Source organism: Variovorax sp. GW821-FHT09D04 (assembly GCF_059416405.1).
Genome location: NZ_JBWKPA010000001.1, coordinates 388,687 through 406,008, shown reverse-complemented (window position 1 = coordinate 406,008; position 17,322 = coordinate 388,687). Strand labels below are relative to the sequence as shown.

The following is a 17,322-nucleotide window of genomic DNA, read 5'->3' as shown; positions in this document are numbered from 1 at the left end:
CCGCCCTTGCCGCGCGCGGCGCTCATCCCCTGCCGACCGGCGCGCGCACCTGCCCGCTCATGCCCGGCAGCACCTGGCCGGCCGCGTCGCCCGCGAGTTCGGCCTCGATCTCGATGGTCTGGCTCACCGCGTCCACGCGGCCCGACACGCGCGTGACCTTCAGCACCACGGCGGCGCCGGTCTCGTCGACCGTGGCGTCCAGGCGCTGGCCGGTCTTCAGCCACGCGAGCCATTGCGAGGGCACGTTCATGCGCGCCTTCAGCGGGCCGTTGCCCACCAGCTCGACCACCGGCGCGCCGGGGTTCACGCCCTGCCCCACCTTCACGTGCACGCGCGCCACCTTGCCGGCGAACGGCGCCACGAAATTGCACTGCGCGATCTGGGCATCGAAGATGCGGACCTGGCTCTGCGCCTTGTTCACGTTGGCTGCCGCCAGCTCGACCTCGATCTCGGCCGCCGACTGCAGGCCCTGCAGCTTCAGCTTGCCCACGTACTGCACCTTGGCGGCCTCGTGCTCGGCCCGCGCGGCGGCGCGGCGCGCCTGGATCTCGTCGCATTCGTAGGCGGCCAGCACCTGGCCCGCGCGCACCGTGTCGCCCAGGCTCACCGGCACCTTCGCGAAGCGGCCCGGTGCCGAGGCCGAGAGCACGCTTTCCTGCGCGGCCACCACGAGAAAACGCACGGGCGCCAGGTTGCCCGGCGCGCCCGCCGGGGCGCTGCGCGGCGCGGGGGCCGGCTGGGCGCCGGCCTGCAGGGCGCCGCCCAGGGCGCAGGCCAGGAGCACGCCGATGCGAAGCACGGAGAAGGACGACGGTTTCAAGGGCAGGCTCGCTTTCACTTCTGCGTCACCGTGGCGCCCGTGCGCGCGAGGCGCCGCACGTCCGTGATCACCGACAGCGTCGCCGCCTCGGCGAAGGCGCTCACGGCACTCTCCGTGGTCACGGCCGGCACGTAGCTCGCGTAGTTCTGCGACAGCAGCTCGCGCCCGCCCGGCTCGGCCAGCGTGAGCCGCCACTGGGCGCGCGTGGTGCCGCGCTGCTGCGGCACGTTGCGCTGGAAGGCCAGCGTGAGCACGAGGGCATCGGCCGACCCCGAGGACACCAGCTCGTTGCGCGTGACGATGCGCTCGACCGCGCTGCGCACCGCCGCTTCGCTCACGCCCGACGGCAGGTCGCGCACGCGCACGCTCACCGGTCGGTTGCGCACCGGGATCAGCGCCGCCTCGAGGAACACCGCCTTCTCGCCTTCGGCCATGCTCTGCTCGATGGCCCTGGCGACGGTCTTGATGTCGGTGCTGGCCACGGTGGCCGGCATCAGGTCGATGCCGACCGAGTTGAGCACCCGGCCGTACGAGGTCTGCGTGGCCGCATAGGCCGTGGCCAGCTGGAAGCGCGACACCAGCGCGCGCGCATCGACGCGCAGCGCCTCGAGCTCGCTCTCGAGCTGGTTGCTGGCACCGGCGCGCGCCACGCTGGCCATGCGCTGGTCGACGCGGCTGGATTCGGCCGCCAGCTCCTGGTCGACCACCGCCAGCTTGTAGCGCTCGGCCGACACGCGCACCTGCGTGACCACCGCCATGGTCAGCGCCAGGCGGCGGGCCTCGTCGGTCTTCTTGCGCGCGTCGTTGGTGCGGTTGATGGCCGGGATGGCCGCCAGCCGGAACAGGTCCATCGACAGGCTCACGCCCGCGTCGCTCCAGTTGCTGTTGTAGAGGAAGGAGTTGGAGTCGTAGCGCGCCCCGGCGTACAGGTTCAGGCTGGGGAACAGCGAGGCGATCTGCTTCTTGGTCTCGGCGATGCCGATGCGCGCCTTGTAGTCTTCCTCGCGCAGCTCGGCGCGGTTTTCCAGCGCGGCGACCTCGAGCTTGTCGATGTCCAGCGTGACCGGCGCGCGCCCGTCCTGCGGCCCTTCGACCAGCGTGAAGTCGACGCCCGGCGGCAGGCTCATGAGCGCGGCCAGCTCGCGCTTGGCGAACTGCATTTCCTGGCGCTTGGCGTTGACCAGCGACATCGCATCGAGCAGCGCGCGCTGGTAGGCCAGGCCCTGCGCGGGCGGCAGCACGCCGGCGCGCTCGGCCTCGCGCGACTTCTTCAGGGCGTCTTCGATGCGCACGGCCAGCCGGTCGGCATCGCCGATGAGCTGCTGCGCACCGATGGCGCGCCAGTAGGCGCTGCGCACGTCCTGCGCGATGTTCTGCAGGATCTTGCGGCGGCGCTCCTCGGCGATGTTGACTTCGTCGGCCGCCTGCTTGGCGCGGAAGTAGCTGATGCCGAAGTCGAGCGCGTTCCACGACAGCGTGGCGCGGCCGTAGTAGTGCGAGCGCTGCTCCGAGGTCGAGGGCCGCAGGCTCACCACGCGGTCCTCGATGCCGATGCTGGTGCCGCCCGAATCGTTGCTGCGGTCGTTGTAGCCCGCGTCCGCCACCAGCTTGGGCAGCATGTCGGCGGCCGACACGTCGAGCAGGCCGCGCGCCAGGGCCGACTCCATGAGCTTCAGGCGGTAGTCGGCGTTGTACTTGAGCGCACGCGCCAGCACCTCCGAATAGGTCATCGGCGTGGCGACCGCGGCCTGGTCCTTGTACAGCTGCTTCTGGTCGTGGCGCACGCGCACCACGATCTCGTCGCGCGTGAGCTGCACCGGCGTCATGCTGCAGCCGGCCAGCATCAGCGCAGCCGCGGCGGCGGTCCACGACAGGGGGAAACGGAGGGTCGACGCGGGTTGCTTGTGAATGTCGGTCATGGTGCTCGATGGATAGGACATGGTTCGATGGCTCCGGCAGGCGTTTCTTTGGCGTCGATCAACTCGTGGGCACGCGCACGGTGGGCGTGGCGCGCTGCGGATGCCGCAGCAGCTCGCGCACCGCGTCGCGCTCCGCGGCGGCCGCGGCCACGCGGCTGGAGAACGAGCGCGCCGTGTCGGTGGCCACAGGCGCAGTGGCACCGGCCGCCGGCGCCGCATCGGCGCGCGGCACCACGATGCGCCCGCCCTCGCGCGCGGGTGCTTCGGGCACTTCGGGGGGCGGCGGCTGTTGCGGCGCCGAGAAGCCGTCGAAGTCGCCGAACAGCGGGCTCGCGCCGTCCGCCAGCTTGCCGGCCGTGACACCGCGCAGCGCGAGCGTCTGCTCCACGTCGCGCACCATGCGCAGCGAGAAGGCCACGCCGTCGCGGCTCACGTGCTCGGCGTAGTCCACGCCTTGCGGCTCGCCCCACAGGTCGGTGGGACGGTCCTCGCCGAAGAGGCGGTCGCCGCCCAGCGCGCGCGCGGCGATCGCGCCCGACAGCATCTGGCTCAGGCGCTGCGATTCCTGCACCGCGATCTGCACGAACAGCGCCGGCGTCATCGACTGGTCGATGCGGCGGCTGGTGTCGCCGAAGTCCGCCGGGAACACCTGGTCGCCCGTGAGCGGCCGGTGCTGCGAAGTGCCATTGATCGTGACGACCAGCTTCGCCGTGCTGGTGCTGCCGTCGGCGTCGGTGATGACGTAGTCGAACACCTCGGTCAGCGTCTGGCCGTCGCCCAGCGAGGCCACGCGCACATTGCTGGCGTTCACCGAGTAGCTGTAGCTGCCGTCGGCGTTCAGGCGCAGGTTGCCGTAGCGCCCTGCCGTCGAGCCGCCGATGGTGCCGGCCACGCCCTCGAACGAGACGCCCGTGACCGGCGTCGGCGTGCCGTCCGCGCCCAGGCGGTCGGCCACGTCGTTCGCGCCCATGCCGCTGCCGCCGAACACGTTGCCGGTGGCCGTGGCGCCGGGGCGCGTGGTGCCGATCGAGGTGACGTCGTTGCGTGCCGTGGGCACGTCGTCGATCACCAGCACGCGCAGCGTGCCCTGCGTGGTGTCGCCGTCGCGGTCGGTCACCTGCAGCGCAATGTCGTCGGTGACCTGCCCGCCCGCGTGGCTCTGCGCGGCGCCCAGCACGTAGGTGTAGCGCACGGTGCCCGTGGCCGCATCGAAGCCGGTGAGCGTGATGCGCCCGCGGTCGGTGGCGATGGTGACCGGGCTCGTGCCGAGCGCGGCCAGCTGCGCCGGCGTGAGCGTGGTGCCGTGCACCGCGATGCTGCCCAGGCCGTCGGGCGCGGTGACGAAGAAGCTGCCCGAGACCGTCTCGCTCGCGTCCCCCGGCTCGACCAGGCCGCGCTCGTACACGGTGGCCTGCCCGGCCGTGTCGGGGCCGTTGTTGTCGCCGATCACCAGTGTCACGCCGTCGTTGGCGCCGTGGATGGTGAGGGTCAGCGTGGCGGTGCTGGTGTCGCCGTCGTTGTCGGTGAGCGTGTAGCTCACCACCTCGGTCAGCGTGTCGCCCACGACCAGCGCCTGCACGCGCGGGTCGGCGTTGTTCAGCGTGTAGGTGTAGCTGCCGTCGGCGTTCAGCACGATGCGGCCGTAGGTGGTGGTGATCGGCACGCCCACCGTGCCGGCCACGCCGCCGAAGCTCACGCCCGTCACCGGCACGCCGTTGGCGTCGTCGGCGCCGAGGGTGTCGTTCGCCTTCACGTCGCCGCCCACCGTGTTCGGCACGCCGTCCTCGGTGATGGCATGGGTGTCGTTCACGGCCTCGGGCACGTCGTCCACGATGCGCACGGTGAGTGTGCCCGTGGCCGTGTCGCCGCCGGCGTCGGTCACCACCAGCGCGATGTCTTCCGTGCTCTCGGTCGCGTTCGGCTGCGCCACCTGCCCGTCCAGCGTGTAGGTGTAGGCCAGTTCGCCCGTCGTCGGCACGCCGCCCACCGAACTGGTGGGCGTGAAGCCGGTGAGCACCAGCGTGCCGCGCGGCGTGTCGATGGTGACCGGCGTCGTGCCCAGGTTCGCCAGCTCGGCCAGCGTCAGCGTGCGCCCGCCCACGGTGACGCTGCGCATGCCGTCGCTCGCCGAGACCACGATCGTGCCGGTGGTGTGCTCGCGGGTGTCGGGGCCGGCCGGGCCGTCGACCAGCCCGCGCTCGTGCACCTCGGTCTGCCCCGTGGCCGCGCCGTTGCCGTCCACCGCGCCGATGGCCGGGTCGCCGTCCAGGCGGCCATGGATGGTGATCGTCAGCGTGGCGGTGCTGGTATCGCCGTCGGCATCGGTGATCGTGTAGCGCACCGTCTCCGTCAGCTGCTCGTTGGTCTTGAGCGCATTGACGGCGGCGTTGTCGTTGTCCAGCGTGTAGGTGTAGCTGCCGTCGGCGTTCAGCACGATGGCGCCATACGTGGTCGTGAGCGACACGCCCACCGTGCCGGCCGCGCCGCCGAAGCTCACGCCCGTCACCGGCACGCCGTTGCCGTTGTCCGCACCGTCGCGGTCGTTGGCCTTCACGTTGCCGCTCACCGTGTCGGGCACCGCATCCTCGGTGATGGCGGCCGTGTCGTCGGTGGCCTGCGGCGTGTCGTTCACGATGAGCACGGTGAGCGTGCCGTTGGCCACGTCCCCGTCGCGGTCGGTCACCGACAGCGCGATCTGCTCGGTCACTTCGGTCAACACGCCGCCGGAGCGGTGGCTCTGCGGCGCGCCCAGCACGTAGGTGTAGCTGACCGCGCCGCCGGTCACGATGCCGTTGGGCAGCGTGGTGCCGCTGAAGCCCGTCAGCTGGATCTGGCCGTCGGGCGTGGTGATCGTGATCGGCGCGCCCGGCGTGAGCGCCTGCAATTGCGCCAGCGTCACCACCGTGCCGCCGACGTTGATGCTGGCCACGCCGTCCGCCGCCGTGATGTTGAAGCTGCTGGCGGCGCGCTCGCCGGTGTCGGTGATGCTCACCAGGCCCGACTCGAACACCGTGACCTGCCCGGTCGCCGCGCCGTTGGCGTCGGTGACGGCGATGCCCGGGAGGTCGTTGGCGCCGCGGATGGTGATCGTGAGCGTGGCGGTGCTGGTGTCGCCGTCGGCATCGGTGATCGTGTAGCGCACCTGCTCGGTCAGCGTCTCGCCCACCGACAGCGCCTGCACGCGCGCGTCGGCGTTGTTCAGCGTGTAGGTGTAGCTGCCGTCGGCGTTCAGCACGATGGAACCGTAGGTCGTGGTGATCGACGCGCCCACCGTGCCGGCCGCGCCGCCGAAGCTCACGCCCGTCACCGGCGCGACGTTGCGGTCGTCCGCGCCGATGGTGTCGTTGGTCGCCACGTTGCCCGACACCGTGTTCGGTGCGGCGTCCTCGGTGATGGCGGCCGCGTCGTCGGTGGCCTGCGGCACGTCGTCCACGATGCGCACGGTGAGCGTGCCCGTGGCCGTGGCGCCGCCGGCGTCGGTCACTTGCAGGGCGATGGCTTCCGTGCTCTCGGTCGCGCCCGGCTGCGGCACCTGCGCGCGCAGCGTGTAGGTGTAGGCCAGGTTGCCCGCCGTGGGCACGCCGCCTACCGAGGCGGTGGCCGTGAAGCCCGTCAGCGTGAGCGTGCCCAGCGGCGTCGTGATGACGACCGGCGTGGTGCCCAGGTTGGCCAGCTCGGCCAGCGTCAGCGTGCGCCCGCCCACGGTGACGGTCCGCAGACCGTCGGCCGCCGACACCGTGACGACGCCGCTGCCGTTCTCGCGCGCATCGGGACCGCCCGGGCCGTCGACCAGGCCGCGCTCGTAAACCTCGGTCTGGCCCGTGGCCGCGCCGTTGCCGTCCACGGGCACGATCTCGGGGCTGGCGTCGGAGTGGCCGTGGATGGTGATCGTCAGCGTGGTGGTCGAGGTGTCGCCGTCCGCGTCGGTGAGGGTGTAGCTCACCGTGTCCGTGAGCGTCTCGCCGTCCTTCAGCGCGTTGACGCGCGGGTCGGTGTTGTCCAGCGTGTAGCTGTAGCTGCCGTCGGCGTTCAGCACGATGGCACCGTATTCCGTGTCCAGCGCGCTGCCGACCGTGCCGGCCGCGCCGCCGAAGCTCACGCCCGTCACCGGCACGGCCGTGTCCGCGCCCTCGCGGTCGTTGGTCTTCACGTTGCCGCTCACGGGGTTCGGCGCGGTGTCTTCCGTGACGCTGTTCGTGTCGGGGTTCGCGGTGGGCACGTCGTTCACGATCAGCACCGTGAGCGTGCCGCTGGCCACGTCGCCGTCGCGGTCGGTCACGCTCAGCGCCACCGCCTCGGTCACTTCGCCCGCGCTGTGGTTCTGCGCCGAGGTCAGCGTGTAGGTGTAGCTGACCGTGCCGCCGATCACGACGCCGTTGGCCAGCGTGGTGCCGCTGAAGCCCGTGAGGCGGATCTGGCCGTCGGGCGTGTTGATCGTGATCGGTGCGCCCGGCGTGAGGGCCTGCAGCTGCGCCAGCGTCACCACCGTGCCGCCCACGTTGAGGCTCGCCACGCCGTCGGCCGCCGTGATGTTGAAGCCCGCGCCCGCCGTCTCGCTGGTGTCGCCGACGCTCGTCAGGCCTGACTCGTGCACCGTCACCTGGCCGGTCGCGTTGCCGTTGGCGTCGGTCACCGTGATGCCCGGCACGTCGTTGCTGGCGCCGCGGATCGTGATGGTGATCTGCGCGATGTCGGTGCCGCCCGCGCCGTCGGAGATGGCGTAGGTGAACAGGTCGGTGAGCGTCTCGCCGGCGATCAGCGCCTGCACGCGCGGGTCGCTGTTGTCCAGCGTGTAGGTGTAGCTGCCGTCGGCGTTCAGCACGATGCTGCCGTGGGTGCCGGTCAGCGGGCTGCCCAGCGTGCCGGCCGTGCCGGCGCCGGCCTCGGGGCCGGTGCGGATGCCGGTGACCGTGAGCGTGGTGCTGTCGGGGTCGTGGTCGGCCTCGCCGGGAATGCGGCCGCTGATGACGTTGCTGCCCACCGAGGGCGTGTCTTCGTCGATGCTGTGCGTGTCGTCGACCGCGGTCGGCGGGTCGTTCACGGCCGTGATCGTGAGCGTGCCGGTGAGCACGTTGCTGTTCAGCGGCTGCGGGCCGCCCGCGTTGCCGCCGGGCTGCACGTTGTTGCCGTCGTTGAGCACGATGGTGTAGACGCGCTCGTTGTCGGTGCCGAACGCCGTCGGGTTGTCGCTGCTGCTGCGGTAGGACAGCTGGTCGAGCACCGCCCGCACCTCGGCCACGGTGGTGTCGGCGTCGAACTGCACCACCAGCGGCGCGCCGTTGCCGCCCGAGACGCTGACGCCCGGGGGCAGCGCGCCGTTGACGAACAGCTGGTCGCCCGGCTGGTAGCCGTCCAGGCTCACGGTGAGCGAGCCCGCGCCGAACACGCCGGCGGCCAGGCCGGGCGTGGTCGCCAGGTCGAGGTCGCCGACCGTGCCGCCGCTGACCAGCGCCACGGGCGGAATGCTGACGCCGGTGCCGGTCTGGTTGTTCTCCACCGCGGTCGCGCCGGTGGTGCCGCCGATCACCGGCGCGTCGTTGCGCGGCGCAATGGTGGTCGACACGTTGCGCAGCACCGACCACTGGCTGGTGGCGTCGTTGACGGTGGCGCTGATGTCGCCGCTGCCCGCCGCCACCGGCGCATCGGACACGCGCACGACCAGCCCGCCGGGCGTGCCGTTGAAGTCGGCCGCCGGCACGAAGCGCAGCTGCGCGCTGGTGGGCAGCAGCAAGGCGCTGGTGTCGGAGGCACCCGTCGGCACGGCGAGCCAGTCGGTGCCGTTCAGGCTGTACTCCCACACGCCCTGCGCGGCATTGGCGTTGTTGCCCACGATGGCGATGCCGCCGAACGAGGTCGATGCATCGCCGCCGCCGCTGATGGACGTCTGGTTGTCGGTCGCGTCGCCGTAGCCGCCGCCCAGCAGCGTGTCGACGCGCACGCCGGCACCCGTCACGTCCTCGACGCCGGCGGGCACGGTCGCATCGGTCGCCGTCGGCCGGTCGTTCACGTTGATCACCGTGGTGCTGAGCACGATGGTGCCGGCGCTGTAGACGGTGGTGCCGCCGTTGCGGGCACCGGACACGTCGACCTGGCTGCCCGAGGTGGGGTCGGCGGTGGCGCTGTCATTGTTGGTGTCGGTCTCGACCAGCCGCACGGTCAGCGTCGTGGGCGTGCCGTGGAAGTTGGCCGCCGGCACGAAGCGCAGCTGCGCGTCGGCGGCCAGCACGAGGGCGGTGCCGTCGGTGCGTGCGCCGACGGGAAGCCAGGTGGCGCCGTTGTCCAGCGAGTACTGCCAAGCCCCCTGCGCGGGGTCCGGAACGTGGCCCGTGATCGCGACGCCGAAGAAGGTGTCGGACGAACTGCCGCCGGTGCCACCGTTGCCGCTGTTGTCGATCAGGTCGGCTCCGTCGTCGAAGTGCGAGCCGAACAGGGTGCCCACGGGGGTGCCGGCCGCGTTGTTGCCCACGTCTTCGGTGACGTTCGGCAGCGTCTGGGTGGTGCCGCCCACCACCACCGGCGCGTCGTTGACCGGCGCCACCGTGAAGACGAAGGTGCGCGTGGTGACCAAGCGGTTGCCGACCCCGTCCGCGTAGGCGAAGGTGCCGGTCGTGCTGTTGTCGCCGGGCGCCAGGACGCCCGGACGCCCGCCGGTGTGGCCCTCGTCGTTGACCACCACGGTCACGGTGAAGGCGCCGTTCCAGTCGGCCGGCAGCGCGGCGCCGGGGGCGTCGGGCAGCGCGATCGAGATGGCGTTGATGCGGCTGTTGATCTGCGCCAGCGTGCCGGTGATGGTGATGCTGCCGCCGCCCAACGGGCCGACCGAGCCGCCGCTGCCGCCCACGCCGTTGATGACGAAGCCCGGGGGCACCGACACCGTGGCCGTCAGCACGTCGGTGGCGGCCGCGTCCTGGTCGGTGACCGTGAGGCCGGTCAGCGTGACGCTGCCGTTGCCCTCGTCCACCGTCGGGTTGCCGGCCGCGATGTGGGCCGGGTCGTTGATCGACGACGGGAACAGCGTGCGGTAGGCCGAGGCCACGTTGGCCGTCAGCCCCGCGGGGATCAGCGCGTAGGGGTTGACGTTGGTGGTGGGCACCGCCACGGTGCCGCCGTTCGCGTTGTTGTTCTCGCCGCCGTTGGCGCCGCCCGCCAGCGCGCCGCTGCTGTTCTCGCGCAGGCGGTCGTCCACGATGACCTGCACGCGGTAGGTCTGGTCGGTGTTGGCCAGGCTGCCGCCCAGCGCCACCTGCAGGCCATCGAGGTAGGCCTGCACCTGCGCGCGCGTGCCGCGGATGACGAGCGCGCTGCCGGTGCCGTCGTAGGTGCTGTCGATGGTCACGCCCGAGCCGGCTGCATTGCCCGAGGTGATGGTGATGGCGTCGCTGCCGCCGTCCGTGTACTGCGCCGCGCCCAGCGGCACGCCCGTGCCGCTGGTGATGCGCACGGTGACCTGCAGGAAATCGGCTTCGCCGGGCGCGATGCCGCCGCCGTCGCCGTCGATGTCCAGGTCGCGCACGACGAAGCCCGGCACGGCCGACGGCGTGCTGCCGCCCGTCAGGTACAGCGGCGTGTTCGGGTTGGTGCCCGGTGTGAGCCCGGCCGTCGGCGCGTCGTTGACCGCCACGATGGTCAGCGCCATCGTCATGTCGGGCGGGTTGTTCGACACGCTGCCCCCACCGGTGTCGCCGCCGATCTGCGAGCCGGTGTCGTCGAAGGAGACGGTGAGTGTCACGTCGCCAGCGTCGGCGCCGTTGAGGTCGTGGTTGACGTGGGTCGCGCTGCGGTAGGTCAGGCCCGTGACGGCGCCGCTGGTGATCAGCTCCTGGATGTCGCTGGCGCGCCCGGTGAGCGTGAGCGCGCCGGTGTTGTCGCCGGCGATGGTCACGACGCGCCCGCTGGGTAGCGTGAAACTCGTCTGCCCCCCGGTGCCGCCGATGCCCAGCGTGCCGTTGGGCACGGTCAGCCGCAGCGTGATGGGCGTGCCGAAGGCGGCCGACTCGGGGTCGGACACCACGAAGCCAGTGCCGATGTAGGTCGGCTGGTCTTCATAGACGGTGTGCACGGGCGGCACGACCAGCACGCCCGGGTCGTTCTCGCTCGACGCGCGCACCAGCACCGAGGCCGCCGCGATGTTGCCCGTGATGTCGCCGGTGGTGGGCACCGTGTCAGCGTACCAGTCGTACTCGGTGGCCGGGATCGCGATGTTCGGCCCGCCCGGCACGCTCGGCTCGTTCTGCGGGCCGCCGTTGGCGCCGGGCTGCAGCACGCCGGTGGCGGTGTCGCGCAGGCGGTCGTCCACGATCACCTGCAGCCGGTAGGCCTGGTCGCGGTCGGTGTCGAAGGTGAGCGTGAGGCCCGCCAGCGCGGCGTTCACCTGCGCGCGCGTGCCGCGCAGCGTGAGGAAGTCGCCGCTGCCGTTCTTGTCGGCGTCGACGGTCACGCCGCCCATCGAGGTCGAGCCGATGGTGGCGCCCGTGTAGGCCGCGGCATTCAACGGGTTGCCGTTGGCGTCCAGCAGCCGCACCGTCACCTGGACGAAGTCGGTCTCGCCCTGGATCACCGCGTCCAGGTCGGTGTCGCCCACATTGAAGCCGGGCACGGGGTTGTGCGCCGGGTTGCTGCTGTCGATGTCGATGGGCCCGGCCGGCGCCGTCACCGTGGGTGCGTCGTTCAGCGGCGTGACGTAGATCCAGAACTGGCCGCCGGCCTGTTCCTTGTCGCCGTCGCTCAGCGTGAAGGTGAAGCGGTCGCTCGGCGGATCGCCGTTGGCTTCGGTGTGGCCGTCGGATTCGTCGCCCGAATTGAAGTAGTAGATGCGCCCGGCGTTCACGTCGGCCTGCGTGAACGAGGAGCCCACGCCCAGCGCCACGAAGTTGACGCCGTCGGTCGAGTACATGATGCGCCCGTGCGTGGTGACGGAGGTGATCGTGTACTGCAGCTGCGTGAGCGTGCTGTCGGGGTCGAAGGCCCGGAGCATGCCCGGCGTGATCTGGCCGCGCCCGCCCTCGGCCACGGTCAGCGGCTGGTTGGCGGTGCCGGGCGGGTCGGGCTGCGTCGGGTCGGGCGCGATCACCGGTGCGTCGTTGACGTTGGTGATCTGGATGCCGACGGTGACGGGATTCGACGCGGCGCCCCAGCGGTCCACGGCGTGCACGTTGAACTGGGTGGTGCGCACCTCGGAACCGTCGCTCACGAAGCGCAGGCCCGTGGTGCCGGCGCTGCCGGTGATGAGCGACGCGTCGATGCGCTGCCCCACGGCCACCCAGGCGGCGCCGTTCCAGTACTCCAGCTGGCCGCCCGTGGGCAGGCTGTCGAACTCGAACTGCATCGCGCCCGGCCCGCTGCCGGCGTTGTTGAAGGCGTAGTTCGGGTCGCCGTTCAGCAGCGTGGCCGAGCCTTCGAGGTAGCCTTCGCTGGCGGCATCGTCCGCATCGACCACGCGGATCTGCCCGGTCGTGAGGTAGGCGGTCTCGCCTTCGCGGATGACCGTGTTCGACGAACCGGTGGCCACGGGCACGTCGTTGACCGGCGTGATGAAGAACGAGAAGCTGGTGTTCCAGACGTTGCGCACGCCGCCGACGGCGACGCCGGCCGTCACCGAGAGCGACACGGCCGATTCGAAGTCTTCCACGTCGCCGTCGTGCTGGAAGCGGATGCGCCCGGCGTTCAGGTCTTCCTGCGTGAAGGTCTCGTAGGTGTCGATGTCGACCCAGGCCGCACCGTCGAAGCGCTGCAGCACGCCGTTGCGCACGGGCCCCGTGGTGCCGGTGTAGTCGGTGACGGTGTAGATCACCTGCGACGGCGGCACGCCTTCGACCACGTAGCTCAGGCCCGGCACGGTGTTGAAGTCGGAGCCGGTGCCGCCCAGCACCACCGAGCCGCCCTCGCTGAGCGTGCCGCGCGTGGCGCCGTTCTGGTCGGTGCCCGCGTGGTTGGAGCCCGAGGTGGTGACGGTGCCGTCGATGGTCTGCAGCGGATCGCCGTTGCCCGCCGGGGTCTCGACGAGGTTGATCGTGAACTCGTAGGTCTTCAGCGTGCCGTCGGGGTTGCGGTCGGCGCCTTCGCGGATCACGGTGTTGCCGTTCGCGTCCCAGGTCGGCCCGAGCGTGTTGTCGACCACCTGGAAGCTGAAGGTATCGGTGTCGCCCGCCGCCGCGCCCTGCGTCTGCACGTACTGCACGCGGCCCGAGCGTACGTCTTCCATGGTGAAGGTGCCGCCTGGCGGCAGGATCTTTCCGTCCAGCAGCAGGTAGCCCTGGTTCAGGCCGTTCATCGAGGTGACGGCGAAGGTCAGGTTGTCGTCGCTCGAGTCGACGTCGGTCGCGCCGAGCATGCCGGGCGTGAGCGTGACGGTGTAGCCGCCGCCCGCCGGATCGACGCTCGCCTCCAGCGTGCTGCCGGGGTCGAGCACCGGGTCGTCGTTGGCCGGGCGCACGTTGATGGCGATGGTGCCCGAGGTGGACGACGGCGTGCCCGTGCCGCCGCCGGCGTCGCTCACCGTGACGCCGAAACCGTCGGTGAACGGGTAGCTCTGGCCGTTGTTGTCGCGCTGGCCGTTGTTGCCGTAGGTGAGGCCGCCGCGGTCGTCGTAGCCGAACACGAAGCCGGCGTCGATGTCGGCCTGCGTGATGGCGCGGTTGGTGACGTTCTGGGGCACGCCGCCGATCAGCACCGTGCCCGTGAAGTACAGCGTGCCGTCGGTGGGCAGGCTGGTCAGCCGCACCGTGAGGTCGCCGCTGGCGTCGTCGCCACCGCCATCGGCGACGATGAAGTTGCCCACGACCGAGGCCGGGTTGCCGCCAGGGTCGATGGCGTTGGGCGGCTGCCCTTCGAACACGCTGCCCCCGCCCGAGACCACCGGCGGCTGGTTCAGCGGCGTGACGTTCAGCGTGATGGTGGCGTGGTCGGAGCCGGCCAGCGGCGTGGCGCCGTCGTTGACCACGATGACGAAGCTGTCGTCCAGGTTCTGGTCCGCACCGGTGGCCGTGTGCACGTAGGCGACGCGGCCCGCGAGCACGTCGGCCTGCGTGAAGACCGAGCCCACGCCGATGCGTTCGCCGTTGAGCGTGAGGTAGCCGTGCGTGGTGTTGGTCGCGATGCCGTAGACGATCTGGCCGGTGTTCTGCGAGCCGATCGTCACCTCGGGGTCGATGGCGTCGAGCGTGGTGCCGGTCAGCAGCGTGGTGCCGCCCTCGGAGACCGTCTGCGCCGCGTCGGCCACCGTGGTCGGGTCGTTCGACGGCGTGATCGTCACGTCGAGCGCGCGGTTGGCGGTGAGCGCCGGCGTTTCCGAATCGGTGATCGACACCAGGATGCGCGTGGTGGCCGTGGCGTTGCCCAGTTCGGTGTCGGCGGCGGTGAACACCAGCTGGTTGATCCAGGCGTTGGCATCGGCCACGCTGCCGACGAAGCGGTAGCCGCCGGGCACGGTGGTGACGCCGCTCATGCTGGCGCTGGACAACGCGCCCAGCGCGGGGTTCTCGACGGTCACGTCGACCGTGACATTGCCCGCGCCGTCGTCGGTGAGCGTCCAGCCGCTGAGCGTGGCGCGGTCGGCGCCCGGCGCGTTGAGCGCGCTGGGTTCGCTGACCGTGATGCGCGGCGTGGTCGTCGACACGGTGGGCGCGGCCAGCAGGCCGTCGTAGTCGGCGGCGGCGAAGGCGCGCGACTCGATGAGACCCGTCGCGACTTCAAGCGACCAGTCGCCCTGGCGCGACGCCGCGCCGGTGGCGTCGCTCGACGCCGCCACATCGGCGCCCGTGGCGCGGCCCAGGGCCTGCACGAAGCGTTGCCCGTCGGCGCCCACGTCGCACCCGTAGAGCAGGATGTCGCCGTCCGCGCCCAGGCTCGCGCCGATCGCCTGCCAGGCGCCGGCCGAGCGCGCCAGGCCGGCGACGTCGAGGGTTTCGTTGCCCAGCGTGATCTCGCCCGCACTGCCGTGGCTGAGGATGTGCAGCGCCGTGAGGCCGCTGCGCCCCTCGAGCGCCTGGCGCAGCTGCTCGACGCCGGACGAGCCGGTGTCCAGCAGGATCAGGCCGGCGCCCTGCGGCACCGAAGCCGCGAGCTGCTGCCAATTGGCAACGTTCTTGTCGACGACGTAGACCTCGCTGGACGAGGCCGGAGCCGGGCCGGGCCCTGATCGCGCGTCCGCTTCGGGCGTGTTTTCGCGCCCGTGCGGCACGGCAACGGGCGCCGCCGCGTCGGCGGCATGCGGCGCATCCCCGTGCGGGCCCTGCGGCGCGTCCGCCGGTGCCGCCGCGGCGGCCTCCACAAAAGCGGCGCCATCAAATAGCTGCCGGCTTTCCAGCGCAAATCGATGAGCGCGTGGGCGAAGGAATTGGGGCGATTGAGACCTTGGCATGGCTCAAAGTGTGACGACAAATATGCAAATGTGTCCACCATTAACGTTCTATCTTTTCGAGCCAATACCGTCAAAAAATCGCAAAAACAACGGCTTCCTTTGCTTTTCGCCTCAATTTGAAATTAATTGTTACCCGCTCATAGTGAGCCATTCGCCGGCTCATATGCGAGGCATATCCATCGCCGTATTCCTCTCCGCACAAGGCGATCCTCTCTCGACAGCAAGGCGATCGAAGCCTTTGCAAATTTCGCCCGATTTAATTACCCGATTTATTTCCGATTTTCAACTACGGGATTCCGTAGAAAATTGGGGCGGGAATTCCCTATTCCTTGATGGCAAAGAAATCGCTCGTCATGAATGGCGCGCCAACGCCTCAATTCATCGCAGCCGATTCACAACTGAAAGAGCATGTGCATGCCATCCTGCAATGAGAACCTTTGCCATAAGAATTAATTGATGCAATGCACAAGCCGAGGGTCCGGACGCAATTCGATCGACCGGGAACCTGGCCCCGTCCGGCCATGTCCTGCCGGCTGCCGCGCGCTGCGAGGAGCGGGTCTGCGGCACGGGGTTGTAACCATGTGCGTGACCGCCGAAGAGGCACGGCAGGCTGCTCGGCCGACTCCGGAAATGGACCGCCGCCCGCCTTCAGGAAACTTCGCGCGGCCTCGTCGCTTCGATGTAATTCGAAAGAATCAACAACATCCGCTTGCAGATGCGAGACCGGTCGAGCACCCGGTTCGACGGGCCATCACGCCCCCTGTGTGCGCCCGCGCAGCTTCGACTGCTTAACCCGGCAATATTTAACGATTCAAGATAATTGTTACGTTTTTGGAGCATCTGCAGCCCCCCGATTCCTGCCTTCGCGAGGGTCTGTTGCACAGGGCGCGGTGATACTGTTCCGGCCCCGAATCTTGCGTTCCTGGTGTGCGCACTGCGCGCCGGAGGACACGAGGCGTGGCACATCATCCAACTCGCTCATGTAAGAAAAAATGAACAAACTGCTCGCACTCATCTTCGTGGCTGCCGCCATCACCGCTTGCTCGAAGCAAGAGTCCACGCCCGCAGCGCCGGCCGCTCCCGCAGCACCTGCTGCCACCGCACCGGCCACGCCGGCACCCGCACCGGCCGCCAGCGCACCGGCTGCTGCCGCGCCTGCAGCCACCACGACGGCATCGGCCGACGTGCCCAAGGAATGCCAGGAGTACCTGGACAAGGTGAGCGCCTGCGTGGGCAAGCAAAGCGGTGCCGCCGCCGACGCGCTCAAGGGCAGCCTCGAGCAGACAAAGGCCACCTGGGCCAGCTACGGCGCCAACGCCGCCCAACTCGGCGCTGCCTGCAAGGCCGCTTCCGACGCCTTCGCCGCACAAGCCACGGCCATGAAGTGCTGATGCACTGAGTCGCTGACGCCGGCGAGGTTGCTGACGCAGTCCTCGCCGCGCGATGCGACACACCTCCTCGTCACCGACGAGGAGGCGCCGCCCCCACAACGGTCGGCGCAAAACGGTCCCTGTCAGGCCGAAAGAATCCAGTCCCATGACAGACCTCCTCACGAATCTCACCTGGCACGCCCTTTCGGGCCCGCATGCGCCCTATGCCAGCGGTACATCGACCGCACGCCGGTACGCCACAGGCTTCTCCCCCATCGTCGGTTTTGCCGACGCACTGCACCCCGACCTCGACGCGCTGCTGCCCTTCTGCACGCCGGACGAACACTTCTATGCCATCGGCTGGTCGGGCCCCGCGCCGTCCACCTGGCAGGTCGACATGGAGTCGGTCATCGTGAAGATGATCTGGGACGCGCCTGCGCCCGTGGCCGATACGCTTCCTGATGTGGTCCGGCTCGGCGCGGCAGATGTAGAACAAGTGCTGGCCCTGGCCGACCTGACGCGCCCCGGTCCCTTCTCCACGCGCACCATCGAACTCGGTGAGTACGTCGGCTGCTTCGACGCCGATGGCCACCTCGTCGCAATGGCCGGCGAGCGCATGGCCGCCGGCACGCTGCGCGAGATCAGTGGTGTCTGCACGCACCCCGATGCGCAGGGCAAGGGCTATGCGAAGCGGCTCGTCACGCGCTTGGTGGCGCAGCAGATGCAGCGTGGCGAAGTGCCGGTGCTGCATGTGATGCAGGGCAACGCGGGCGCGCGACGCATCTATGAGCGCATGGGCTTCCGCGTGCACAGCGAACCGGTCGTTCGCGTGATCTCGCGGCGCTGAACAGCGCC

At 70.4% G+C, this 17,322-nt stretch carries 6 protein-coding genes; 3 read left to right on the top strand and 3 right to left on the bottom strand.

Going from position 1 to position 17,322, the window contains the following annotated elements:
* Positions 1-22: 22 nt before the first annotated feature.
* From AC07O4_RS01875 to AC07O4_RS01865, 3 genes are read right to left on the bottom strand one after another with little or no spacing between them, the layout of a single operon-like run.
* On the bottom strand, positions 23-820 hold the full coding sequence (locus AC07O4_RS01875; protein WP_159276240.1) for an efflux RND transporter periplasmic adaptor subunit: 798 nt from the start codon (positions 818-820) through the stop codon (positions 23-25).
* A gap of 14 nt (positions 821-834) precedes the next feature.
* The gene (locus AC07O4_RS01870) at positions 835-2,760 is read right to left on the bottom strand and encodes a TolC family protein (protein WP_495303595.1); all 1,926 of its coding nucleotides are present in this window, start codon (positions 2,758-2,760) and stop codon (positions 835-837) included.
* A 37-nt stretch (positions 2,761-2,797) separates the two neighbouring features.
* Positions 2,798-15,007 (bottom strand): cadherin-like domain-containing protein, encoded by a 12,210-nt coding sequence (locus AC07O4_RS01865; RefSeq protein WP_495303594.1) that lies wholly within the window; start codon positions 15,005-15,007, stop codon positions 2,798-2,800.
* A gap of 88 nt (positions 15,008-15,095) precedes the next feature.
* On the opposite strand from AC07O4_RS01865, the gene AC07O4_RS01860 reads away from it, so the two are divergent.
* From AC07O4_RS01860 to AC07O4_RS01850, 3 genes are all read left to right on the top strand, one after another.
* A complete protein-coding gene (locus AC07O4_RS01860; RefSeq protein ID WP_495303593.1) occupies positions 15,096-15,554 on the top strand; it encodes a hypothetical protein in 459 nt (152 codons plus the stop codon).
* A gap of 535 nt (positions 15,555-16,089) precedes the next feature.
* Positions 16,090-16,488, top strand: a complete 399-nt coding sequence (locus tag AC07O4_RS01855) for a hypothetical protein (protein ID WP_062472018.1) — start codon at positions 16,090-16,092, stop codon at positions 16,486-16,488.
* Between the two features lie 145 nt (positions 16,489-16,633).
* A complete protein-coding gene (locus tag AC07O4_RS01850) occupies positions 16,634-17,314 on the top strand; it encodes a GNAT family N-acetyltransferase (RefSeq protein ID WP_495303592.1) in 681 nt (226 codons plus the stop codon).
* Positions 17,315-17,322: the final 8 nt, after the last annotated feature.